The sequence below is a fragment of the Desulfovibrio sp. GTC20076 genome, from assembly GCF_055385905.1.
This window is the reverse complement of record NZ_AP039366.1, coordinates 699,694-723,423: the sequence shown is the minus strand read 5'-3', so window position 1 is coordinate 723,423 and position 23,730 is coordinate 699,694. Positions and strand designations below refer to the sequence as shown.

Here is a 23,730-nt window from a genome sequence, read left to right as displayed (position 1 = left end):
TTATGGGATTTACTGACCCGAATTATTGGAAACAGTCTCCCCCGCCGCAAACCGGGGATATGAACAATGAGCGTTATCTGAATCAAAAGGCCATTCTTGAACTGCCCGGCGCGCAGGCACCACAAGAGTTGACCGTCGCAGATGGCAGAATCAGCCCAACGCGGTCCGCTATCGTTGTGGATACTGAGGGCGGCGGCGCGGCAGACGACCTTGAAGTTATCAATACCGCTGTAGGTAGCGGCACTGAAACCCTCCACAATGGCATGCTCATAACCTTGCGCGCCAAAGACCCCGCGCGGGTCGTGACGGTAAAAAACAGCGCAGCCGCAAACGGCATCAACACCGCAGACGGTAACGACATCGTGTTGAGCACGGCATGGGAACTGACGCTGCGGCTTGTCAGCGGGCGGTGGTACGAGGTGCCGGGCCGGGCCAGTGCGCAGGCTGCGGAGGCCCAAGCAGACGCCATAACAGCCCTTGCCCGCACAGCCCCCGCCACCACCACTTCGCGCGGCATTAGCCGGGTTGCCACGCTGGCCGACATGGAGCCGGGCGCTACAGTTGATAATGGCCCTGCGGTTATCGACGCAAAGGGCGGCGTGATTACCACCACCCCCACGGCGCACGCTGTGCCGCAGGCGGATGCGAGCGGAAAGCTGGATGCGTGGGTTTCGTTGGATGGCAAGGCCGATATCAGCTTGGGCAATGTCACCGGGAATGCTGTTGGCATCTATGCTTACTTTAGAGATGAAAAAGCGGCCGGGACTGATGGAGGGTCTACATCTACAGCAACATGGCAAACACGTGATTTAAACACCATAGTAAAAAACTACATCGCAGGGGCTTCTTTATCCGGTAATGCTGTTACTCTGCCTGCTGGTAAATACTATATCAGGGCGTCTGTCCCTGTATATATTGGCGTGTATAGCCGGGCTGCATTGTATGACCGTACACACTCAAAATACTTGATGTACAGTCCGTCATGTTTTTCCAGTAGCGCTGGATATGGTTTTTGTTTGCAGCCCATAGAGGGGGAAATAACTCTGAGCACAACATCAACTCTAGAACTTCGGATGTGGGTGTCGGTTGGAAATGCGTCTGGTATGGGACACAATACGTCACCAAGCCCCGTGGCAGAAATTTATTCGGAGCTTCGTATATGGAAAATGTAATTGATATCCGCATCGCCCTCGACCAAATGGGGACAGGTTGGAAATTTGGCGGGAGTGTTACAGATAACACTGAATCCGCTTGGAACGCTGTTGTATGGGAAGATGAACGCACCAAGCCATCTTGGGGGGATATATGCGTCGCCTATGCTGCGTTTAAAACGAAAGCTAATTTCGACGCCCTCCGCTCAGTGCGCGACAACCGCATTCAGTCTGTGGGATGGATGCGGGAACGACACACAGATGAAATAGCGCTGGGCAAGGAAACATCGCTCACACCGGAGCAATACACCGCGCTACTGACCTACATTCAAGCCCTGCGCGACCTGCCAGCGCAACCCGGCGCACCTTGGGACGGCGGCGGCGAACTGACGCCCTGGCCCGAACTGCCGAGTGTGGGGTAAGGCGAAAGACTGAGGGCCGCTCAGGAATGGGCGGCTTTTTCGTGGGTGAGGGAAGAGATGCCCGGACGGGCGGAGGTGGGGGTTGAAGACGGTGATACCTGTACAGGTTCTTTGTACAGGCTGCCAGTCGCATATTGCAGGTATTTTGTACAGGTTTTGGACACATTGCACACCAAATACAACAATAAAAACATCTAGTTATGCTTAAAATGCCCGCCCTTACAAGGCGGGGGCCGGGGGTTCGAGTCCCTCACTGCCCACCAATGATACAGGGGGTCATGGCATAGCCGTGACCCCCTTTTTTGCTCATAGCCTTGCTCACTGCCAATGCGCTCTGAAGGGCGTTGTGCGGCCGCTCTCTGCCCACCCACTCGGCAACAAGCCCTACCCCATTTGTGTTCTGCTGCTCCCGTTCATATCAGACAGAGTGGTCTCGGCACGCCCCTCAGCCAGCATTCTGTGCGCAGGGCAAGCATAGAAAAGTATGTAAAATTGGTGTGTTCCTCATTTTTATTGTTTCCAGCACACCTTTTCAGGTAGCCAGTCTTACCCCGAACTGATGCTCCTCGCTTCGCAAGGTGTTTCCGCCCATCCACTGACGGACAGGCAAAACTCTGCTATTCGCTGCAAGGCTTGCCGGCAGGGCCATCCCCCGGCCCCGGCATAGCTCTACCTGAGGATAGCCCGGTTTTTCTGGACAATTCTGGTTACAACACTTTCCTGCTGCAACCAGGATCAAAGCGAACGTCATCCACACATATCATGCTGTTTTTCATAACCTATATCTTATATTGACATGATGCTGCGGACTGACTATGTATATACAGCACTTTGAATTTCAATTTCATATTCATATGGAGAGAGGCCGGATGAATTCCATGATTGAGGCTGTGCTGCAGGCTACGCTCATTTCCAAATGTGTGCTGGTACTGCTGTTGTTTATGTCTGTGTCCAGTTGGGCGTACATGTGCGGAAAGTGGTTGACCTTGCGCTCTGCCCAGCGCCGTACCCAAAGAGGGCTTGTGGCCTTTGACGATGCCGGAGAGTTGTGCCAGGCCCTGCCTGTAATGGAGGCTGACCGCCAGTCGCCCCTGTACGGCATCACCCGCCGCGCTGTGCGCGAGTACAACCGCCTCACCCGCACGGGAGATACCGAGCGCCTGCTTAATGACAACGTGCGCCGTGCCCTGCATTTCGCCATTGCCGAAGAAGTCGCACGGCTCAAGTCCTCTCTGGCCCTGCTCGCCACCGCCGCCAATACGGCCCCGTTCATCGGCCTGTTCGGCACAGTGTGGGGAATCATGCATTCCTTTACTGCCATTGCCCAGATGAAGAGCGTGTCGCTGGCAACAGTGGCCCCCGGCATAGCTGAAGCGCTTATTGCCACGGCAGTGGGCCTGTTTGTGGCTATTCCCGCCGTGTGCGGCTACAACGTGTTCAGGGCAAAGCTGGTATATATTGAAGGCGTGTGCATCAACTACGCCGGTCAGCTGCTCAACCGCCTGCAACATGAAGCGCCGGAATACAGCAAAGGCATCAACTTTGCCGGGGAGCGCTGAGTATGGCCTCATCCGCTGATGACGATTTTGTTGCCGACATCAACGTAACCCCATTTGTGGACGTCATGCTGGTATTGCTGATCATTTTTATGGTCACGGCCCCCATGATGACAGAAGGAATTGATGTGGCCCTGCCCAAGGTGGAAACTTCAGAAGTTCTGCCCACAGAGGACGACCATATCATCCTGACCATCAAGTCCAATGGAGCGCTATTTCTTGACGATTATGAAACAGGTATGGCCGACCTGCCCGACGTGCTCGGTGTGCGCGTAAAAAACGCCGGGCGGCAGCTTTTTGTGCGTGCCGACAAGGACGTGCCCTACGGCATGGTCATGCATGTTATGGACCGTGTACGTGGAGCGGGCATCAGCGATGTGGGGCTTGTGACCACATCCGTCCCCGATTTCGACGACAGCACAGGCGGCAATACGGCGGATGTACCCGCAGCTTCGCAAAAGAAAGAGGGCAATCTGCCATGAAGGTAGCCGCTCGTGGCACAACCCTGTTTTTTTCCCTGGGTATGCACTCTTTGCTGCTGGGCGGTTTGTTGTTTCTGGCTAGGGAAACGCCCAATACCACGGAAAGAGTGTACCGTGTAGCGCTTGCCGAATTTGCCCCGACCCCCAGCCTGCCACCACCACAGGCGGCAGCTGAACCGCCCGCGCCGCCTCCGCCTCCAGCACCAAAAAAGCAGGAAGTTCAGCCTCAAAAGCCTGTGGAGCCAAAACCGGATGTTAAAAAAATCAGCCCCAAAAAGAACAATGTCCCCCTGCCCAAAGAGCAGGCGGCCCCTCCACGGCCGGAGGCACTGACACCTCCTGCGCCCGCCGGGCCGCAACCCCGCACCGTGGGTGGTTTCAGTGCGTATGAGAGCGACTCGCTGGACCAACGCCCGAGTATTACCCGGCGTGTTGTTCCCGAATACCCCATCAAAGCCCGACGCATGAATGTCCAGGGTTCCGTCAAGGTGCGTCTTGTGGTGGATTCCTCCGGCCAGCCCCGTAACTGCGAAATTATCAGCGCAACACCGGATGGCTATTTTGAAGAGGCTGCGCTCAAGGCAGCCCAAAGGATGCGCTTTGCGCCCGGCAAACTCAAAGGGCAACCGGTAAACACTCTGGTAGTGATTCCCTTTGCGTTCAGCCTGCGGTAGGGACCTTCGCTCATGAACAGTTACACAAAATCCGCATGATCCCCACAAAAAACATCTGTCCGCGAAAGCCCGCAATCGCGGGCTTTCCTTTTTACACGACTGCCAGCAAGGCCGGACGAGCTGGAGGCCCGTAAACAGGCCGCCCCAAGCGTTTGGTGCATCCGCAATTTTTTTGTGTCGCTTTTTCATGCTGTTTCGACAGCTATATCAAAGGGTAAAATTCTCCGCCCTTCTTCTGACCACTTCGCTATGTTGTCCTTTGCCGAAAAATATATTTTTGATAAAAACAAATTAATTTGACAAAATAAATCTCTGTACATAAATTAATCAAGAAAGCGGTATTTATTCTGCGGTATCCGCAGAATTGACCTCTTAGCGGGAAGCGCATCCGGCTTCCCCCATTCAGCTTATTTGCCGACATGCTGTCTTTTATCGTTGATCATTCGCGTAGTTGCATATCGGCATGATGTATGTCCGACACGCTTTATCCTGTCCGGCCGTCATCGCCTGGCCTACTCCGTCAGGCTTCCATATTGCCCCATCCTAAAAGCGTATCCGCTTCAACGCCTCAACAGGCTTGCGTGATCTGCCAAAAGCATTGACTGCCCGGCAAACAGCAAGTCTTGCCCCTCCCGTTGCCACAAAAATGCAGCAGCGCATTGCCGGAAGCCGCAGATAATCTTACTGCATACCTCCCGGCGGAGATCTTTTCGGATTTCCTCACACAGCCCATTGTTGTCAGGCCCTGCCCGGCAACGGCGTGAACCTGCCAGTTACTGGCCCCTTTCGCGTCAGCTTTTCATAGCTCCACCCTACTTTTATTTCTGTTCCCTTGAGCTTGCTGCCATATACTGCACGCTTTTAAAAGCGTCTGATCCGCAGCCAGAAAGGAGATCCCCAATGGCAAATACTGTTTTAAGCCGCCCGGCCACCGGCGGCCACATTTCCATACCTGCAGAAACCGGCGCCACCATCGTTCTGGATTTCATCGCAACCCAGAGCACCCTTGAGCGCAGCAATGACAATCTTGTTTTCCGTTTTGATGACGGCGCAGATGTTGTCATTGAAAACTTTTATACCACGTTCGGGCAGCAGGATATTCCCCAGTTTGAGGTCGATGGGCAACTTGTGTCGGGAGCGGACTTTTTCAACGCTTTTGGCCCGGATCTGATCCCTGCCGCCGGCCCTGACGCCGCATCGCAACGCAGCGCCCGCTATAACGAAAATGCCGACAGCGACCTGGCTTCCGGAGTCGATCATCTGGACGGTCTGGATATGAGCGTTTCCGGCACTGAAGCACCCACAGCTTTCGTGGCGTTTGATTCTGCCCCCCTTGCGGGCGGCGGTGATGGCGACATCGCACCGCCGCCACCGCCACCACCGCCGTACGCCCCCTTTGTTCGTGCGGTACTCTACACCCCCGGCAACACCGGAGCCGCTGTAGGCGCCAATATCTTTTTTTCTGAAAACGGAAATTCTCCTTTCGCCATCCCGCCAGGCAGCATGGATTTTTCAGGTTCAGCCCCCTGGGCGCAGTATGGAATCAGCGCCACCTTACCCGAAGGTTGGTCGCAAAACTGGGTTAACATCTCTCTGGACAGCTACACAGGAAGGCTGGAGTTTCGTCTTACCCCTGAAGGCGTGGCAGAAATGCAACGTCTTGGCCTGAACGGCGAAGACCTTGTCAATATCATCCGCATTTCCGTAACGGATCGGCATTCCGGCAATACATTTGATTATAATGTGGAATTTGTGGCTACGGTCGACCCGGAGTTCGACTCCGCCGCCCACACTGCCAAGCACGGCAACGAAGCCGGTTTGGACAGCATTGGCGAATTTCACTACGGCAGGGGCACAAACGGGCAATACTCCATCATCTCCTCAGATAAAAATGATGAAATCATCCTGGCCGACACGCTTCAGGGCGGCAGTTCCATACATGCCAGCGGCTCTGCCGACCCGGCCCATATGGCTAATGATTACAATACAATCAAGCTGTACAACGGAGCGCAGGCAAATGAGGCCGGAAAGATCACGCACATCACGTCCACAGACGGGGTGCTCACAAGCAACGGTGGCATTCTTGCCACTGCCCAGGGCAGCGGCAACGATATTGATATGGGGACCGGCAAGGTGGACATTTCCTCTTACGGTCTCAAAGCCAGCAACGGTGGAGAAAACCGTATCACTGGAGCAGACATAACTGTCAGGGGCACCAGTGGAATAGACTCCAGCAGCGGCGGAAAAAACATCCTGGATGCCGGAGACAATGGCAATGTGACCATTAATAACGCCTCAACGGCCCTGAAAGCTGAAGGGAAAGAATCCCTTATTGACGTTCACGGCGGCAAGGTAGACATCGCCGGTTACTATGACGGCGTATCGGTCGATTCCAAGGGAACAGCCAATATCAGCGGCGGCACAGTGAATATCACCGCTACCAATGGCAGAACAGTGAAAAACTGGACTGACGGTACAATCAACATCAATGCCGATGATGAGGTAAACCTACGGCTTACCAATGCCAGCCAGTCCAGCGCAGCCATCATGACCCTGAGCGGCACCACCACCGTCAAAAGCGGTGGAGACATCAACATCAATGTTGACAAGGGAACCTATCAGACGTCGGGCATCAATACATGGTCACGCGGCACAGCCAACGTGGAAGCGGAAAAGGATATCAACATCAAGGTGCATTCCGAAAAAGGCAGTGGTGTAACGTACGGCGCTACAGGTATTGAAATCGGCTTCACCCACGGCGGGCGTAACAACATCACGTCCAACCACGGCGATATCAAGCTTGATATCGATGCTTCCGCAAGTGGCGTTTACGGCATTACCACATCGGGTTACGACAACAAGAGCGACGGTATCACCACCATATCCGCCAAAGAAGGTACGCTGGATATCAAGGCAAGCGCCACCAATGACTCCTACTACGCCCACGGAATCGCCTCCAGCGGTTACGGTAAAAACGTCATTGATGCAGGCGGGCTGAATGTGGATGTGAGCCTGGTCAAAGGCTCCAACTCCGATGGCTATGCCAGCACCACGGGCATTGCCGCGACATATGATGGGCGCAGGGGCGGCATCAATAATATTGATGTTTCCGGACATACTGACGTGCATGTACAGGGAGGCGGCAATACCAGTGGCATCTATACGCGCGGCAACGGGCAGAACACCATCAATACCGACACACTGCGTGTAGACGTCACCAGTACCGGTGTTTTGGCCAACAGCCGGGCTACAGGCATAGAAAGCTCCGGCGGCAGCAACGTCATCAACGTGACTGACAATGCCGACATTCTTGTTACCAGCAAGGACCTCGCGGCCGGTCTGTACAGCACCTCGGGAACGCTCAACCTGACGGCAGGCGATCACGTGGACGTCAGCGTGACCTCCACTGCGGGTGCGGCGTACGGCATTTATGGTCCGGCCAGCCTTACCGCCCAGAGCGTCAGCATGACCATCAAGGGCGACCTCTCCGCCATTGTTATGGAAAATGGAACGCTGGCCGCTTCTGAAGTGCGCCTCAATGCCGAAAGTTCCAGTGGGAACTCTTACGGCATGCACAGCACCTCGTACTATGGAAACACCATACAGTCCGGCAGCGGCCAGGCGCTTGACCTTGAGATCAATGCGGACTACGCCATGCACGCAACCTATGGCAAAAACAGTATTATCGGGCACAGCACCGCCGGAGGCGAAGGCGACACCATCCGCCTCAACGGCGATATATTCAAAAGCGGCAACGGACAGAACCAGATTACCACCGGCGCCGGCGATGACACCATCATTATCAACGGCGCCATCAGCGGCGCCGGAGCCTTGCAGGTGGACGGCGGCGCGGGGGCAGATACCCTCATTCTCGAAGCGTCCAGTCTCAGCGAATTTCTTGACCGCTACGCTGACTGGCTCAACGGCCTGAATCCGTCCATACTCAAAGGTGTGGAAAGCATCCTTTTCACCGGCATTGACGACCTGAGCGAACTCAGGCCAGGCCTTGATTCCTTTTTCTCCTATGTGAACAGCGTACAACCCCCCATTGAAGTGGGCCTGCAACAACCCGATGGTGCCGACATCAGCCCGTTGGCTTTTGCCCTGCAGGATGACTGGCAGTCCGATACGCAGCAGGATGAAGACCAGAACGATGACCATGCCAGAACCACAGACACGCTCTTTGCCCCTGACCAGGGGGAGCATGTAGCAGGTATTGATACAGAACATGCTCCGGACGCATTTCATGCGGGCAAGTCCGCGGCCGAAAGCGATGATGCCGCGCTGGACCTGACCAATATGGCAAGCCTGCAAAAAAATGGCGGCATGCCTGATATGGGGCCATCAGGCTCATCCAGTGTATGGAACAGCGTTATGGACGGCTCGTGGCAGGATTCTTCCCTGGAAGACACGCCTCCCGGCCCATCTGTCGGCGCCGGCACCGAGCACGAATCTGAAATGGCTATCATTGAAACTGCGGCACGGACCATAGAAAACGGTTAAGCAACTACGTCAGCCGGACCCGGGACAACCCGGGTTCGGCTTTTTTCGGTAGCCTTTAGCGTCTTGCGGGGTATTCCCGACAACCAACGTCCTGCCTGGCGATGCATGTTCACAAAGTATACGCCACTGCCGCAAAGCCTGTTCACCCAACCGGCCGGCCTTTGGGGTAATCACCGGTGTGTTTTCCGGCTGGCACGGAGGTGCCGAAAGATGTTTGCCCTATGGCTTTTCTGACGTTATGCTGTACTTCAGTTTTGACCACGGCCTGTGTGCATGCTACCGTTAACAGTTGCCCTGACTTGGCCTGCGCCCCCTATTGCCGGCTCTTCTGGCGTACTGCGCCACCGACAGCTTCGCGCAAGGCCAGGGCCGCAACTGATCTGATTTATATTGGCCTTCCACCCAAGGAGCTCAGGTAGTGCCCATACCCCGATTTCTTGTTTTACTCGCTGCTTGCTTTTTTTTGATTTTTGGCTTTCCCGCTCATGGCTTTTGCGCGGATACGCTTTTGGACGGAACACAGCTTTCCCTCATATGGGCTTTGCCCTTCGCCGGACTTTTACTTTCCATTGCCTTGTGGCCCCTCGTCAATCCCCATTTCTGGGAAGCCCATTACGGTAAGGTAACCGCCTTCTGGAGCGCGCTTTTTCTGGTGGCGCTGCTGATTCATTTTGGGCCTCGGGCTACACTTCAGGAACTGCTCGGAACCGTATTCAACACCTATCTGCCCTTTGTCATTCTTTTGATCGCACTGTTTACGGTTACCGGCGGTATCCATCTTCGGGGCAACCTTGCGGGCACACCGCTCGTCAATACAGGTATTATTTTTGTGGCTACAGCGCTTGCCAGCTGGGTGGGCACCACCGGGGCGTCAATGCTTTTCATCCGCCCTCTGCTTCGCGCCAACATGTACCGCCGTTACCGTGTGCATTCGGTCATTTTTTTCATAGTACTTGCGGCCAACGTGGGCGGCTCCCTCACTCCTCTGGGTGACCCCCCCATCTTTCTCGGCTTTCTGGCGGGCGTGGATTTTTTCTGGACCACGACACACCTGTTCGGCCCCATGGTTTTTCTGACCATTTCGCTGCTGCTGGTCCACTATTTTCTCGATGCATACCTTTATAAAAAAGAAGATCACCAACTTCTGGACGAGCACAGAGGTGCAGACGTAAAGCTCAGCCTTGAAGGCTGGCAGGTCAACCTGCCGTTGCTTGCCTGCATCGCCGGAGCCGTGCTTTTGAGCGGCAACTGGAAGCCGGGCATCCATATTCCCCTTTTCGGTGAGGTGTATATGGAACTGCAAAATGTCGCACGCGATCTGCTTTTGCTGATGATCATCATTCTTTCCGGCCGCCTGACAAACTTCGCCATTCGGGAACGTAATGCCTTTACGTGGGACCCCATGCGCGAGGTGGTCAAACTTTTTCTCGGCATCTTTATCTGCCTTATCCCCATCATTGCCATTCTCAAAGCGGGCAAAGACGGCGATATGGGCTTTATTATCGATATCCTCAACACAGACGGCAAACCGGACAACATGGTGTACTTCTGGCTTACAGGGGTGCTTTCCACTTTTTTGGACAATGCGCCAACCTTTCTTGTCTTCTTTAATATTGCCGGAGGCGATCCCCAGGTTCTCATGAATGAACTGGCCCAGACCCTGCTTGCCATCACCTGCGGCACAGTCTTCATGGGGGCAAACACCTATATCTCCAACGCGCCCAACCTTATGGTGCGCTCACTGGCGGAAAATCTTGGCGTGCGCATGCCCAGCTTCTTTGCCTATACAGGCATTATTCTTGTCATGCTGCTTCCTCTGCTTGCCATTTTCAGCCTTATCTGGCTCAGATAGGGCGATCCGGCACACAGTCCGCCAATCAGTACTTCAAGTTTGCAAAATAAGGACGGGATCATGATAAAAGACGGCTACGAACTGGTTGTAACCATTGTGAACAAAGGCTGGAGCAGCACCATCATTGAAGCTTCGCAAGAAGCCGGGGCGCGGGGCGCCACCGTGCTCAAGGGGCGCGGCGCGGGACTCAAGGTCGCCGCGCTGTTCGGCATACCTGTGGAGCCGGAAAAAGATATTATTCTGAACGCCGTTCCTGCTGATATCAGCCGTCAGGTGCTGCTTGCCATTTCGCACTCCGCAGCCCTTGTCAAACCCGGCAACGGCATTGCCTTTATTTTGCCAATCACAAACATTGTGGGCGTGTTCGAGCAGCAGGACGGATAAACTCCGTCTGTGCCTTTCGCAACCGTGCGTTGCAAACCTGTGCCTAAGGATGCGCAGGAGAAAAACGCACGGTTGCGAAATAAAAAACAAACAGCCCTGCACCCGCCTCAAGGTGCGGCGACCTGCAGCCCCGCTTTTATTTTCCGCTGCCATTCAGGCCGCCGAAAAACTCAGTCCTGCGGCAGCCCGTCCGCCCATCCGGCCTCCACAGGCAGACCCGCCATATGCCTTCGCAGCATGTCCAGCGCATGACTGGAAGCCAGCCGCCGGGTCCACTCCCGCCCAAGGTAACGCCCCTGGGGCCGCAGCACACGCAGCCATACCGCATTACTGCAACTCAACGCCACATACACAAGCCCTACGGGCTTTTCTTCCGTGCCACCGCCGGGACCTGCCACTCCGGTAATGCCCAGACCATAATCCGCCCCGTAACGCTCACGCACGCCCACAGCCATACTGCGGGCGACCTGCGGACTCACGGCCCCATAGCAGGCAAGCTGCTCTTCCGGCACACCCAGAAGGCGTGTCTTTGCTTCATTGGCATAGGTGATCAGGCCATAGCCAAAGACTTCCGAAGCGCCCGGCTGATCCGTTATGCGCTTCGCCAGCAGGCCGCCCGTGCAGGATTCCGCGATAGCGAGACTTCGCCGGTGTTGACGCAGTTGCTCAACCACCACGGCTTCGAGGCCGGACACATTAACGCCATAAACCACGTCGCCCAGACGGCCGCGCACAGCATCCACAACCGGCTTTGCCAGGGCCTCGGCAGCTTCAGCATTTTCGGCCTTTGCCGTTACCCGCACGAACATTTCCGCATCACTGGCGTAAGGGGCTACCGTAGGGTTGGCCCCTTCCGTCAGATCGGCTATGCGCAAAGCCGCAGAACCTTCGCCAATGCCAAACGTGCGCACCATAAATGAGGCGATGACCGCGCCCCCCATGCGCTGCAAAAAAGGCATCACACTATCTTCGAGCATGGGCAGCAACTCGGAGGGCGGTCCGGGCAGTAAAATCACCCACTGCCCCGGCTTTCCCGGCACAGCGCAGCCGGGGGCAGTCCCCGCCCTGTTGGGAAAAGCCGTTGAACCGCGCGGCAACCACGCCTGCTTGAGCTGATTTGCCGCAATGGGGCGAGAACCAAAATATTCGCGCAAGCGCCGCAGACTGTCCTTGTGTTCTTCCAGGGGCGCGCCCAGAACCCTGGCGACAGTTTCCTTGGTCATATCGTCATCAGTGGGTCCCAGCCCGCCTGTGGTGATGACCACATCCGCACAGTTCAGGGCCTCGCGCAGAGCCGCCTCAAGCCGTCCGGCGTTATCCCCCACAGTATGAACCTGCAAAAGATCCATACCCAGAGCCGAAAGCGCCCTGCCCACATGAGCCGCATCCGTATTGATAGTGTGCCCCAGCAGAAGTTCCGTACCTACTGAAATAATTTCCGCCCTCATGCGGCCTCCTTATAAACTCACGACGTATCCGCCCCTCAAGGCAGGTGAAGATCGTAGCTCGCGCCTGTCCACCCTGCAAGACTGTACGTATGCGCCGGCTCGCATGCCGGCTGTGCGGGGCGTTCTCCGTCCGGCATCTGCTTTGCCTCAGCCATCGGCAAGGTCGTATCGTTGCCGCATTGCACAGGAGCCGCAGTCAGTGGCACAACTGTCGCCCCCCGTAGCTGTGAGCGCAGCGGTATTGACAAAAGCCACTGTTTCCGCCAACCTATTTCATACCATATTGATAAGAAATAGCTGGGACCTGTTGAATACCGAAAAAAACAATGCCGGCCGCCAAGGGGACAGATCATGACTGACAATAAAAACAGCCTGCGTTTTGAAACGCTGCAGGTACATGCAGGCCAGGAAAAACCGGATTCGGCCAGCGGCGCACGGGCAGTACCCATCTATCAGACCACATCATATGTGTTCAACGACTGTGCCCATGCCGAGGCGCGCTTCAACCTGACCGACCCCGGCAACATATACAGCCGGCTGACCAATCCCACGCAAGACGCCCTGGAGCAGCGCGTGGCGGCCCTTGAAGGCGGTGTGGCCGCCCTGGCAACGGCCAGCGGCGCGGCGGCTGTGAGCTATGCCCTGCAAAACCTGGCCCGGGCCGGAGACCATATTGTGGCGGCAAAAACCCTCTATGGCGGAACCTACAACCTGCTTGCCCATACCTTCAAGGACTCGGGCATTGAAACCACCTTTGTGGACCCGGGGCAGACAGACTTTTTCGAGCCAGCCATAACCCCCCGCACACGTGCGATCTTTGTGGAGAGCATGGGCAACCCCCACAGCAATATCGTGGATATGAAGGCTCTGGCAAACCTTGCCCATCACCACTCCATCCCGCTGGTAGTGGACAATACCTTTGCCACGCCATGGCTCATGCGTCCCATTGAGCACGGCGCGGATATCGTTGTTCACTCGGCGACCAAGTTTATGGGCGGTCATGGCGCAGCTCTGGGCGGAATTATTGTGGATGGCGGCCACTTTGACTGGGCCTCTGCCGGAAAGTTTTCCCACCTGAGTGAGCCGGACCCGAGCTATCACGGGCTGAGCTTCACAAAGGCCGTCGGGGCGGCGGCCTATATAGTGCGGGCGCGGGCCATTCTGCTGCGCGATCTGGGCGCAGCTATGGCCCCCCTGCACGCCTTTCTCATCCTTCAGGGGCTTGAAACCCTGTCTCTGCGTGTGGAACGCCACGTGCAAAACGCTCTGGCCGTGGTGCGCCATCTGCATAAGCATCCCAAGGTCGAAGCCGTCAATCATCCGAGCCTGCCCCAAAGCCCAAGTCATGCTCTGTACAAACGCTACTTTCCGCACGGCGGAGGCAGCATCTTTACCATAGAAATCAAAGGCGGCGCAGCAGAAGCCAGGGCCTTTATCGACAGGCTGCGCATATTCTCGCTGCTGGCCAACGTGGCGGACGCAAAGTCGCTGGTCATACATCCCGCGTCCACCACGCATTCACAAATGACGGAACAGGAACTGGCAAGCACAGGCATACGGCCCAATACCGTGCGCCTGTCCATCGGCATCGAGCATATTGACGATATTCTTGCCGATCTGGACCAGGCCCTGGCTGCCCTGTAATCCCCATCGTCCGGCGGTGAAGGACGCAGTGCAGAAGACCTTTGTCTGCCCCGCGTGACGCCGCCGGGCATGGCGTTTCTGCCCTGCCATATGTACACTGCGCTGTTTGCGTTCTCACCCCTGAAACACATTGTCTTTTTAGAGGCTATTGCATAAACTTGTACGGGTCGGCGTCAGCCATGTCCGCGCAGGGCAAAAACGGTTTGCCCACAAGCGCTCAGGAACCGCCAGCCGTACTGCCGCACCCTCTGAGGAGAACGTTCATGTTGAAAAAGCTTGTGGCCTTTGTGTTCGTCATGCTTCTGGCCATGCCTGCCCTGGCGGAAGAGCTGAATACCAAATACTTTACCGTTAATATTCCCGAAGGCTGGAAGGTGATCATGCCTCCCACGGAAAATCAGGGAACCACCAGTGCCATCTTTGCCAATTCTGCGGGCAATGCCTCGGTGACGTTTGTCGTTGGCCCCAACAGCGGTGCCGACACCAAGACCATCGCGGATATGTTTGCCAAACAGTTCAAGGCACCCAAACCGCCAGTAGAAAAAAACGGCCAGTACACCTTTACCTTTGCCCAGCAGGACATTACCAGCCAGGCCTGGGTGGCCTCGCATGGAGACGTGTTCATGATCACGGTCATGGCCGGAGACCGCAAAGCTGCCGCCGCCTTTGTGAAAAAGCATGTTAAAAGTCCGGAATTTCCGGCGCTGCTGCCCAAGTAGCAATCAGCCCTGTTTGACATACAACGGCCGCGCTCACATGAGCGCGGCCGTTGTATGTTTTTCTGAAAAAATATTTTCTGCAATACCAGCAGATTAACAACAGCAGTTTATGCTCTTTCCTTCCCTCCTCACGGCACCGGCAAACCCTGTGGACTGAAAAGCGGCAACTGGAGCTGTTTTTTTGCAAGTACTCTCTATCCGCGGGATATCTGCTCACCAGATCAACATTATTGCTACATTTTTTATTTTTGTGTAACTGCTTGTCAGGCGGCATATCGCCGACACCCCGGCACCGCCGGAAATCTCAACGCCAGGAGAGCGTTATGTGGAGAATCTGCTGTACTTGCGTGGCTCTTGTTCTTTTTTGGGGAACTCAGGCTCAGGCCCACTTCGGCATGGTCATTCCGTCCACACCAACGGTAACCGACAAAAAAGAAGCCACGGTCAAGCTGGACATTGCCTTTGCCCACCCCATGGAACTTCAGGGAATGCCCATGGAAGAGCCCAGGGCTTTCACTGTTACACATAACGGCAATACTGAAGACATAAAGGGGCTGCTCAAGCCCGCAACCTTTATGGGCACCAAGGCATGGACAGCCGCCTTTGCCATCAAAAAACCCGGCGTCTACCAGTTTGCCCTGGAGCCGCAGCCCTATTTTGAACCCGCTGAAGACTGTTATATAATTCACTATACCAAAACTGTGGTTGCTGCCTTTGGCGAAGAAGAAGGCTGGACGGAACCGCTGGGCCTCAAGACTGAAATTGTTCCGCTTACCCGCCCCTTTGCCAACTATACGGGCAATGTCTTTCAGGGGCAGGTACTGCTTGATGGAAAGCCCGTTCCCGGCGCCGAAGTAGAGATTGAAAGCTATAACAAGGGCAAGGGGCATGTGGCGCCCAACGAATTCTATGTAACCCAGGTAGTCAAGGCAGACCAGAACGGCGTGTTTGCCTATGGTGTACCCTGGGCCGGTTGGTGGGGATTTGCCGCCCTGAATACGGCTGACGAAAAAATGGATTACAAGGGTGAAGGCAAATCCGTGGAACTTGGCGCAGTGTTGTGGGTCAACTTTGCCGCCCCTCGCACCAAATAAAATATTCCCGCGTCAGCATGCCTGACATTCACGCGGGACGATTACACAGCGTTATGCTGTGCAGCCCGGTTCCGCCTTCTTTTTTTCTTGCCCCTTGCGGCCGGAAAAAGGACAAGGTATGAGCAGATGCGGAATCATTCATGCCGGTTCCCGCGTTGGCCTGTGAGGCTGCACGGGAGCCGGCAGCGTATACTCCGTTGTTTCAGCCGGTCCGCCGGAAAGGATGGCCCATGCACATAGCTGAAGGAGTTCTGTCTCCCCCTGTTCTGGTTACAGGCTACGCGCTTGCCGCTGCCGGCACGGCCATGGGCCTTCGCAGGCTGGATTACGACAGGCTGATGACTGTAGCCATTCTGGCTGCGGTCTTTTTTGTCGGCTCTCTTATCCATGTGCCCATCGGTCCTTCCAGCGCCCACCTTATCCTGAACGGCCTTCTGGGAGTACTGCTGGGGTGGGCGGTCTTTCCCGCCATTCTGTCAGCTCTGGCCCTGCAGGCCCTGCTTTTTCAATACGGGGGGCTGGTGGTCCTTGGGGTCAACAGCTTTACCATGGCCTTTTCCGGCCTTGTGGCCTGGTATATCTTTCGCGGGCTTACGCACCTCTGGCCCGGCACACGGGGGTTGCGGGCCGCGGCTTTTTGCGGCGGAGCCGTGGGAGTGCTGGGGGCCGGCCTCTTGACGGCTCTGGCTCTCGCCTTCAGCGATGAAGGTTTTCTTACGGCCGCCAGGCTCATTTTTTTGGCCCACTTGCCCATCATGCTGATTGAAGGGCTTATCACCATGTTCACTGTGGGCTTTATAGCCAGGGTGCGCCCGGAAATGCTGCAACTCACAACGCAAAAAAGCGCAACCTGAGCATCAGTTTTTTCAAGGCGAAATTCTCTTGCAGCCTGTCAGCCCGCTGAATCGCGCCTGAAGCATGACGTGCCTGCGTGGCATACTTTTGCCCGTGCAACAGCCGGAACAGCCGTACAAAAAAGTTTTTCAGATCGGAAAGGAGTCGGCCATGCCTTATTGCAACAGCATCTCATACCCCCATGCCCCGGCAAGAGACAGCGCCCGCCCCCTCTGTTTTTTCTTGCACATGCGCGGCTACACGTCACCGATCCCCGTCTCTCTGCTTGCCTGCCTTCTGGCTGCCGCCCTGTATTTTCTTTCCTGCACTCCCGCTCAGGCCCACAGGGTCAATATTTTTGCCTGGACTGAAGGCCGACAGGTGATGGTACAATGCGGCTTCAGCGGCGGAAACAACGTAAAGAACGGCCAGATAACGGTGTATGACGCCGCCAATGGCACAATATTGCTTGAAGGGCGCACCGACACCAATGGTATGTTTCATTTTGACATACCACCACAAGGCAGAAAAAACGGCTTGCGTATACGTATCAATGCAGGTGAAGGGCATCAGAACGAATGGCAGCTTGATGCGGAAGAGCTGGACCAGGCTCCTGAACCTTCAGGCGCAAGTCCCGCGCAGACAGGAAATACCGGCAGTGTACCCGCAGCGCAACCTACGGATAGGCCCGTTACCGCGCGGGGGTCCACCGCACAGGTTGAGCCTGCAGCCGTTACCTCGGGCAACGGGGTTTCCATCGCAATAGAAGAAATACGCGCCAGTGTGGACGCCGCCCTTGAGGCGCAGGATGCCCGCTTCAACGCCCTGCTGGAGTCCCGCCTGGCCCCGCTGCGCCGCCAACTGGCGGAGATGCGGCAAGACGACCCGGGATTACGGGAAATAGTGGGCGGCATGGGCTGGCTTGTGGGCCTGGCCGGAATTGCCCTGTATTTGCGCTCGCGGCATCGTTAACGTTCATTTGCCGCCACATGTTTGATCAACCCTTTGTCCGCCCTTCAGCCATACAGCGCCTGGATCCGCGTGTACGCATGGGCAGCGCCGCTCTGGCGGCGTTGAGCATTTCAACATTGCAAACTGCTTCGGCATGCAGCCTGGGGCTTGCATTGGGGCTGTTGCTGCTGATTTTTGCCAAACCGCCTCTGTTGCCGCTGCTGCAACGCTTGGCTGTGGTCAATGTTTTTGTGGTTTTTCTGTGGTGCGTCACGCCCATAACCATGCCGGGACGTGAAGTTCTCAGTTGGGGGCCTGTAAGCGTCAGCGCTGAAGGCCTGCATCTGTCCCTGCTGGTGAGCATCAAGTCCAATGCCATTGTGTGCACCTATCTGGCGCTTGTTGCCACCATGAATGCCTCCACGGCCGGACGTGCCCTCGAATGCCTGCACTGTCCACGCAAGCTGGTTTTTCTTTTTCTGTTCACAGCGCGCTACGTTCACGTTATCGCACAACAGTGGCAAAACCTGAGCGTGGCTGCCCGGTTGCGGGGGTTTCGCCCAAAAAGCAATATGCATACCTACCGCACACTGGCGTCCCTGCTGGGCCTCTTGCTGGTGCGCAGTTATGAACGCTCCCTGCGAGTTCGTGAGGCCATGCTGCTTCGTGGATTTTCAGGCCAGTTTCATTCAGTGTCCATGTTCAGAGTCCGCCCACCGGACATCCTGTTTGCTGTTTTTGTGCTGCTCTGCCTTGTGGGCATTGTGGCCGTAGAATACAAGGATACGCTTTATGGTTGATACCACGGATCCGCCATGCGCCATTTTTGCCCTTGAAAACATCCACTTCAGCTATGAGCGTGACGGACAGCAGCATCCGGTGCTCCGGGGCGTTGATATGGCCCTCATGCCGGGACAGCATGTGGGATTTTACGGTCCCAACGGCAGTGGAAAAACCACGCTTTTCCGCTGCATAACCGGCCTGACGCGCCCGCAGCAGGGAGTTGTGCGCTTTCATGGCCGCGAACTGCATGCCGAAAAAGATTTTTACCACCTTCGCTGCGGCGTGGGCTTTGTGCTGCAACACGCCGAAGACCAGCTTTTCTTTCCGTCCGTGCTTGAAGATGTGGCCTTTGGCCCGCTGAACCTGGGTTTTTCGCCTGATGAAGCCCGGCAGCGCGCTGTTGAAACATTGCAGCATATCGGGCTGGACGGCTTTGAAAACCGCCTTACACACAGACTTTCCGGCGGAGAAAAAAAACTGGTTTCCCTGGCCGCCGTGCTGGCCATGCGCCCGGAGGCCCTGCTGCTGGACGAGCCGACCAACGGACTGGATAACGAGGCACGCCGGCATATTACCGATATTTTGCGCGGTCTTGATACTGCCCGTATAACCATTTCCCATGACTGGGATTTTCTGGCACAAGTCTCTTCCACCTATCTCACGCTCGACAAGGGCCACCTGAACGCCGATGCGCCGGACTTTACCCACGCGCATACCCATGCCCACCCTCTGGGCAACGAGCCGCACGCCCATGCGCATTAAAGCAATCCGCCGGGCAGACGGTATCCGCATGTTTTCCGGCCATGGCAGCAACGGGGCATACTCTGCGGCGCACCCACAACAATCATTATAATACACTAAATAAAACACTTGATATAGGATATCCAGCTATCCTGAAACGCCGGACAGCGCCTTTTGCCAAGCCGTCACATAAAGGGGACTGGATTTATATTTCTATAAGCATTATACTGAACACGTTGCTGTTTTTCCTGCAGGACACATCGAAGGCGGCCAGCCTTCACAAATCAATCCAGAACGTCATCATTCCCACCGATCCTTTGTAATAATGGACGGTTGAGATTTTTATGCTGAACAAATCAAGCATCATACCAGAACATATACAGCTCGAATCACACGACCCTGTCTGGGAGTGGCACACGACATCCGACAGGCTTTTCATGAGCGTAGGCGCCCTTGCCCAGCTACGCATGGACGGCAAACCGCCGCGCAGCATGAAAGATTATCTGGAGCACTGCCCCCTCGAAAGCCTGGCTCCCCTTCTTGAATCTATGGAAAAAGCGCTCAACGGCTCCCACGGGCCGCACCTTGAAGTGTTTTATCCTTTTGACAGTTTTCTGGTACGGTCTCAGATACTGGTCTTGCGGCGCGATGTTTTCGGTCGCGGAACCCTGGTAACAGGCTGCAACGTGGCTATGGACAGACAAAGGCTTGCACCCACTGCTGCCGCCGCCCCCGTGCCGGCACCCCAGCCCCCGCCCCGAAGCCTGGCCGAAGCCGCCGTTCCTTCCACGGCCCGCAGCGACGCCAGCCGCCTCATGCTGGCCCTCAACGCCGCCAGCGATGGCCTGTGGGACTGGGACCCCAGCACCAATGCCATTTATTTCAGTCCCCGCTACCTCGACATGCTTGGCTACACCAGCGAAGAATTCCCCCCCCTGTCCACATCATGGACCAGCAAGGTACACCCCGACGATTACGACAACATCGTTCCCATGCAGATTGAATTCATCAACAACCCCAAAATGGGCGACAGCTTTGAATGCACCTACCGGATGCAGCGCGGCGACGGCACTTGGGCATGGATTCTCAGCCGGGGCTATGTGACTCACCGCGACGCAAGCGGCAAGGCCATCCGCGTTGTGGGCCTGCACACAGACGTCAGCGCGAGCCAGGGCGACAGGGCACGGCTTGAAGAGCTGGTGCGTAACGACGCCCTTACCGGACTGCGCAGCCGCACCTATTATGGAATGACTGTCGACAAGCTGGAACAGCAGCAGATGCGGCCCGTCAGCATCATCATCGCCGACATGGACGGACTCAAAATGGTCAACGACCATGTAGGCCATACCGAAGGCAGCGAAATGCTCTGCCAGGCAGCCATCATACTGCGCGGCAGTCTCAATGCCACCGACTGTATCGCCCGCATGGGCGGCGATGAATTTGCCGCCATTGTGCCGGGTTGCGCCAAGGAAGACCTTGAGGCGCTCATCCAGCAGGTCAGAGACGCTTTTGATGCCTATAATGCCGACCCGGCCCATGTGCCGACACACATGTCTGTGGGCGGAGCATGCGCTGACGACATGAATACCACCCTGGCCCAGGCCCTGTCGGAGGCGGATCGCAACATGCTGGCCGTCAAGCACGAAAGCAGCCCAAAGTGGCGCCTGCGCATAAAGAACTGGATAGAAAACCGGACCGGCAAAACAATTCAGCTTGAAGACAGCCGCTACAGGATGCCCCCCACGCACGACGACTCTTGACGTGGAGCGCACTTTGAGCCAAAGTATGCCCATGTCCGAAGATAACCCTCCCCCTACGCAGGCCCTCGGCGCGTCCGTGACGGAAATTCCCGTTGTTCAGGAACCCGAGAGCGGCCAGAAGCTACTTCAGTTCCTGCAACGTCGCTTGAACCTGCCCCAGGCCATGCTGCACCGTTGGGTGCGCACAGGACAGGTCAGGATCAACGGCAGTCGCTGCAAACCATTTTCCCGTGTACAGACCGGCGACACCGTCCGCCTGCCGCCTTTCGCCATGAAGATGGCTGCGCAGTGCGATTCGGCCTCACCCACTCCGGCCAGCAAGGGACAAAACAAGGACGATGCCCCCGAAGACGGCCCCCCTCTGCCGCCGCTGGTTGGCAAGTCCGGCTATCTGTGGGCGTTTGACAAGCCTGCCGGGCTGCCCGTCCATCCGGGAACCGGGCATGAAGACAGTCTGACCACTCGTCTGTCCTGTCATTTTGCCGGGGCCAGCTTTATGCCCACGCCTGTGCACCGGCTGGACCGGGGGACCTCGGGAATCATCCTGGTGGCCGCCTCGTACGCGGCCCTTGATGAGACGCAGCGGGCGTTGCGCGCCAACGCCATGCACAAGGAATATGTAGCCTGGGTAGCCGGGCGCTGGCCCCATACACAAACCTGCCTTGTGCGGCATTTTTTACGCAAGGAAGCCGTGGACGGCTTTGAACGGGTGCGCCCGGTAAAAGCCGACGCCCCGGATGCCAAAGAAGCCCTCTGCCTTGTCCGCGCTCTGAGCATCGCCGACAGGGCAAGCCTTGTGCAGGTACGCCTGCTCACGGGGCGGACCCATCAGATACGGGTGCAGCTTTCCAGCCTGGGGCATCCTGTGCTTGGCGACACCAAGTACGGGCAGACCCGCGCAGGAGTAGCGCTGTACCTGCACTCCTTGCGCGTAATATTGCCCGAAGGCCCGTCTTTTACCTGTCTTCCGTCCTGGAGCGGCCCGCGCGCCCTGACGGCCCTGCCCGAGAGCATTCCGTACAGCCTGCCCGCCTCCCCGCCGCCTTCCTGCCCTGATGGGGCCTTCCCATTGGGTGAAGATGCTGCTACAATTTCTCTTTTACATTAGGGTCCGCACAGGCGGGCCTTTCAAAAAGCGCCCCGCGAGAGCCCGCCGCCTTGCGTCAGGGACGCAACAAGGTTACCGCCATGGCTGAAACTCTACCCCGCATCATTCTCGTGGGTCGCCCCAATGTGGGCAAGTCCACCCTGTTCAACCGCCTCATCCGCAGCAACCGCGCCATCACCCACGACCGCCCCGGCGTCACCCGCGACCGCATGGAAGGGGTGGTGCGCCGCAAGGGACTGCCGGCCTTCGGTATTGTAGACACAGGCGGCATCACCCTTGACGCCCATGCCATGGTCGTTGAAGGTCCCGAAGGCATCCGCGGCTTTGAGCAGGATATCCTCGACCAGACCGAGGCCGCCATGAAAGACGCTGCGGCTGTGGCCTTTGTGGTAGACGGCCGCGACGGCCTGCTGCCGCTGGACGAGCACCTTGCCGCCCACGTGCGCCGCAAGGGCCTGCCCACCATTTGCGTTGTCAACAAGGTGGACGGAGCCGAACGCGAAGACGAACAGCTGGCAGAATTTCACATACTGGGCTTTCCCCTGTTGGCTGTCTCTGCCGAGCACGGGCACAATATCCGCGCCCTTGTGGAGGATCTGGCCGACCTGCTGCCCGAAGAGTCTTCCGAAGAGCCTCCGGCCCCCCCGGCGCTGCGCCTGGCCATGCTCGGCCGCCCCAATGCGGGCAAGTCTTCGCTCATCAACGCCCTTTCCGGCGAAGAGCGCATGATCGTTTCCGATGTGGCCGGCACCACCCGCGACAGCGTTGACGTACGCTTCTGCCGTAATGGCAAGGACTATGTCTTTGTTGACACGGCCGGTGTCCGGCGGCGCACCAAAATCACAGACAGCGTAGAGAAATACTCTGTAAATTCGGCCATCAAATCCAGCACAAAGGCAGATGTGACCCTGCTGACCCTGGATGCGGCCGAAGGCGTGAGCCAGCAGGACAAACGCCTGATGGACATGCTTAATACCCGTAAAACGCCGTTTATGGTCCTTATCAACAAGTGTGACCTCGCCCCCCGGAACGCTCTGGACCAACTGAAAAAAAATATCAGCCAGATGCTGGCATTCTGCCCCCATGTGCCGGTCATGCCCGTTTCCGCTCTTACCGGCAAAGATCTGGAAAAAATACTGCCTCTGGCGCAACGCATTCACGAAGAATGCAGCATCCGCATCCCCACAGGACGACTCAACAGGGCTATGGAAGAAGTGCTTACCCGCCACCAGCCTCCTGTGGTCAAAAGGGCGCGGGCCAAATTTTTCTATCTCACCCAGGCCGAATCCGAGCCGCCGACGTTTGTCTTCTTTGTGAGCGACGCCACGCGCGTACCCGAGAGCTATAGCCGCTACCTTGAGCGCGCGCTGCGAAAGATTTTCGGCATCGTCCATGCGCCCATGCGCCTGCACCTGCGGTCCAGCCACAAGAAAAAAGAGAAATAGACCGGCCATTGCGCGTAAAAAACTGCCCGAAAGCGAAAAAACATCCTGTTTTTCACGAGGCGGCCCAGATGCATTTGCAGCATCCGGGCCGCCTCTGCCGTACTGCGAAAAAACGCCGCATCTTTCACCGCCCGATACTTGACAGGCGCGGCACCCCGCATTGACAGGCCGCCCGCAAT

General features: G+C 56.7%; 19 protein-coding genes. 18 read left to right on the top strand and 1 reads right to left on the bottom strand.

All coding sequences use genetic code 11. The annotated features are described in order from the left end of the window. The first annotated feature begins 2 nt into the window (after nucleotides 1-2). The 8 genes from ACZ495_RS03135 (at nucleotide 3) to ACZ495_RS03100 (ending at nucleotide 11,024) form a co-directional block, all read left to right on the top strand. Nucleotides 3-1,172 (top strand): hypothetical protein, encoded by a 1,170-nt coding sequence (locus tag ACZ495_RS03135; protein ID WP_464262580.1) that lies wholly within the window; start codon nucleotides 3-5, stop codon nucleotides 1,170-1,172. Further along, complete coding sequence (locus tag ACZ495_RS03130; protein WP_464262579.1) at nucleotides 1,160-1,573, top strand: phage tail assembly chaperone; 414 nt, start codon at nucleotides 1,160-1,162, stop codon at nucleotides 1,571-1,573. Before ACZ495_RS03135 ends, ACZ495_RS03130 begins: the two co-directional genes overlap by 13 nt. An 869-nt stretch (nucleotides 1,574-2,442) precedes the next feature. Then, a complete protein-coding gene (locus ACZ495_RS03125; RefSeq protein ID WP_012625085.1) occupies nucleotides 2,443-3,132 on the top strand; it encodes a MotA/TolQ/ExbB proton channel family protein in 690 nt (229 codons plus the stop codon). Between the two features lie 2 nt (nucleotides 3,133-3,134). Next, nucleotides 3,135-3,611, top strand: coding sequence for an ExbD/TolR family protein (locus ACZ495_RS03120; protein WP_012625086.1), 477 nt, complete (start codon nucleotides 3,135-3,137; stop codon nucleotides 3,609-3,611). Next, on the top strand, nucleotides 3,608-4,285 hold the full coding sequence (locus ACZ495_RS03115; protein WP_012625087.1) for an energy transducer TonB: 678 nt from the start codon (nucleotides 3,608-3,610) through the stop codon (nucleotides 4,283-4,285). Before ACZ495_RS03120 ends, ACZ495_RS03115 begins: the two co-directional genes overlap by 4 nt. Nucleotides 4,286-5,185: 900 nt before the next feature. Continuing rightward, entirely contained in the window at nucleotides 5,186-8,788 is a 3,603-nt protein-coding gene (locus ACZ495_RS03110) for a beta strand repeat-containing protein (protein WP_464262578.1), read from the top strand. A gap of 508 nt (nucleotides 8,789-9,296) precedes the next feature. Continuing rightward, nucleotides 9,297-10,640 carry a sodium:proton antiporter gene (locus ACZ495_RS03105; protein WP_464262577.1) on the top strand — a complete coding sequence of 448 codons (1,344 nt, stop codon included), beginning with the start codon at nucleotides 9,297-9,299 and terminating at the stop codon, nucleotides 10,638-10,640. 60 nt (nucleotides 10,641-10,700) lie between these two features. Further along, nucleotides 10,701-11,024 (top strand): P-II family nitrogen regulator, encoded by a 324-nt coding sequence (locus tag ACZ495_RS03100; protein ID WP_012625091.1) that lies wholly within the window; start codon nucleotides 10,701-10,703, stop codon nucleotides 11,022-11,024. Nucleotides 11,025-11,194: 170 nt separating this feature from the next. Here the strand turns inward: ACZ495_RS03100 and ACZ495_RS03095 are convergent, their stop codons facing one another. Continuing rightward, the gene (locus ACZ495_RS03095) at nucleotides 11,195-12,472 is read right to left on the bottom strand and encodes a competence/damage-inducible protein A (protein WP_012625092.1); all 1,278 of its coding nucleotides are present in this window, start codon (nucleotides 12,470-12,472) and stop codon (nucleotides 11,195-11,197) included. Between the two features lie 351 nt (nucleotides 12,473-12,823). Between ACZ495_RS03095 and ACZ495_RS03090 the strand changes: the two genes are divergently transcribed. From ACZ495_RS03090 to der, 10 genes are all read left to right on the top strand, one after another. Beyond that, nucleotides 12,824-14,116 carry an O-acetylhomoserine aminocarboxypropyltransferase/cysteine synthase family protein gene (locus tag ACZ495_RS03090; protein ID WP_012625094.1) on the top strand — a complete coding sequence of 431 codons (1,293 nt, stop codon included), beginning with the start codon at nucleotides 12,824-12,826 and terminating at the stop codon, nucleotides 14,114-14,116. Between the two features lie 263 nt (nucleotides 14,117-14,379). Further along, nucleotides 14,380-14,835 (top strand): hypothetical protein, encoded by a 456-nt coding sequence (locus tag ACZ495_RS03085; protein WP_012625095.1) that lies wholly within the window; start codon nucleotides 14,380-14,382, stop codon nucleotides 14,833-14,835. Nucleotides 14,836-15,158: 323 nt separating this feature from the next. Next, nucleotides 15,159-15,929 (top strand): DUF4198 domain-containing protein, encoded by a 771-nt coding sequence (locus tag ACZ495_RS03080; RefSeq protein ID WP_012625096.1) that lies wholly within the window; start codon nucleotides 15,159-15,161, stop codon nucleotides 15,927-15,929. Nucleotides 15,930-16,159: 230 nt separating this feature from the next. Then, nucleotides 16,160-16,783, top strand: coding sequence for a cobalt transporter CbiM (cbiM, locus tag ACZ495_RS03075; protein ID WP_012625097.1), 624 nt, complete (start codon nucleotides 16,160-16,162; stop codon nucleotides 16,781-16,783). A 151-nt stretch (nucleotides 16,784-16,934) separates the two neighbouring features. Next, nucleotides 16,935-17,735 carry a hypothetical protein gene (locus ACZ495_RS03070; protein WP_012625098.1) on the top strand — a complete coding sequence of 267 codons (801 nt, stop codon included), beginning with the start codon at nucleotides 16,935-16,937 and terminating at the stop codon, nucleotides 17,733-17,735. A gap of 17 nt (nucleotides 17,736-17,752) precedes the next feature. After that, nucleotides 17,753-18,514, top strand: coding sequence for a cobalt ECF transporter T component CbiQ (gene cbiQ / locus ACZ495_RS03065; protein ID WP_464262576.1), 762 nt, complete (start codon nucleotides 17,753-17,755; stop codon nucleotides 18,512-18,514). Further along, nucleotides 18,507-19,259 carry an energy-coupling factor ABC transporter ATP-binding protein gene (locus ACZ495_RS03060; RefSeq protein WP_072311798.1) on the top strand — a complete coding sequence of 251 codons (753 nt, stop codon included), beginning with the start codon at nucleotides 18,507-18,509 and terminating at the stop codon, nucleotides 19,257-19,259. The genes cbiQ and ACZ495_RS03060 overlap by 8 nt, the downstream gene beginning before the upstream one ends. Nucleotides 19,260-19,582: 323 nt before the next feature. Further along, on the top strand, nucleotides 19,583-20,998 hold the full coding sequence (locus ACZ495_RS03055; RefSeq protein ID WP_464262575.1) for a sensor domain-containing diguanylate cyclase: 1,416 nt from the start codon (nucleotides 19,583-19,585) through the stop codon (nucleotides 20,996-20,998). Nucleotides 20,999-21,011: 13 nt separating this feature from the next. Beyond that, nucleotides 21,012-22,106 (top strand): pseudouridine synthase family protein, encoded by a 1,095-nt coding sequence (locus ACZ495_RS03050; RefSeq protein WP_464262574.1) that lies wholly within the window; start codon nucleotides 21,012-21,014, stop codon nucleotides 22,104-22,106. A gap of 80 nt (nucleotides 22,107-22,186) precedes the next feature. Further along, nucleotides 22,187-23,551, top strand: a complete 1,365-nt coding sequence (gene der, locus ACZ495_RS03045) for a ribosome biogenesis GTPase Der (RefSeq protein ID WP_012625103.1) — start codon at nucleotides 22,187-22,189, stop codon at nucleotides 23,549-23,551. The last annotated feature ends 179 nt before the right edge of the window (nucleotides 23,552-23,730 follow it).

What these genes read in the sequence shown, in the direction of transcription:
- ACZ495_RS03120 (WP_012625086.1), top strand. Translation starts at nt 3,135, where the DNA reads ATGGCCTCATCCGCTGATGACGATTTTGTTGCCGACATCAACGTAACC.
- ACZ495_RS03080 (WP_012625096.1), top strand. Translation starts at nt 15,159, where the DNA reads ATGTGGAGAATCTGCTGTACTTGCGTGGCTCTTGTTCTTTTTTGGGGA.
- ACZ495_RS03135 (WP_464262580.1), top strand. Translation starts at nt 3, where the DNA reads ATGGGATTTACTGACCCGAATTATTGGAAACAGTCTCCCCCGCCGCAA.
- cbiM (WP_012625097.1), top strand. Translation starts at nt 16,160, where the DNA reads ATGCACATAGCTGAAGGAGTTCTGTCTCCCCCTGTTCTGGTTACAGGC.
- der (WP_012625103.1), top strand. Translation starts at nt 22,187, where the DNA reads ATGGCTGAAACTCTACCCCGCATCATTCTCGTGGGTCGCCCCAATGTG.
- ACZ495_RS03130 (WP_464262579.1), top strand. Translation starts at nt 1,160, where the DNA reads ATGGAAAATGTAATTGATATCCGCATCGCCCTCGACCAAATGGGGACA.
- ACZ495_RS03090 (WP_012625094.1), top strand. Translation starts at nt 12,824, where the DNA reads ATGACTGACAATAAAAACAGCCTGCGTTTTGAAACGCTGCAGGTACAT.
- cbiQ (WP_464262576.1), top strand. Translation starts at nt 17,753, where the DNA reads ATGTTTGATCAACCCTTTGTCCGCCCTTCAGCCATACAGCGCCTGGAT.
- ACZ495_RS03095 (WP_012625092.1), bottom strand. Translation starts at nt 12,472, where the DNA reads ATGAGGGCGGAAATTATTTCAGTAGGTACGGAACTTCTGCTGGGGCAC.
- ACZ495_RS03070 (WP_012625098.1), top strand. Translation starts at nt 16,935, where the DNA reads ATGCCTTATTGCAACAGCATCTCATACCCCCATGCCCCGGCAAGAGAC.
- ACZ495_RS03115 (WP_012625087.1), top strand. Translation starts at nt 3,608, where the DNA reads ATGAAGGTAGCCGCTCGTGGCACAACCCTGTTTTTTTCCCTGGGTATG.
- ACZ495_RS03125 (WP_012625085.1), top strand. Translation starts at nt 2,443, where the DNA reads ATGAATTCCATGATTGAGGCTGTGCTGCAGGCTACGCTCATTTCCAAA.
- ACZ495_RS03060 (WP_072311798.1), top strand. Translation starts at nt 18,507, where the DNA reads ATGGTTGATACCACGGATCCGCCATGCGCCATTTTTGCCCTTGAAAAC.
- ACZ495_RS03100 (WP_012625091.1), top strand. Translation starts at nt 10,701, where the DNA reads ATGATAAAAGACGGCTACGAACTGGTTGTAACCATTGTGAACAAAGGC.
- ACZ495_RS03110 (WP_464262578.1), top strand. Translation starts at nt 5,186, where the DNA reads ATGGCAAATACTGTTTTAAGCCGCCCGGCCACCGGCGGCCACATTTCC.
- ACZ495_RS03055 (WP_464262575.1), top strand. Translation starts at nt 19,583, where the DNA reads ATGCTGAACAAATCAAGCATCATACCAGAACATATACAGCTCGAATCA.
- ACZ495_RS03085 (WP_012625095.1), top strand. Translation starts at nt 14,380, where the DNA reads ATGTTGAAAAAGCTTGTGGCCTTTGTGTTCGTCATGCTTCTGGCCATG.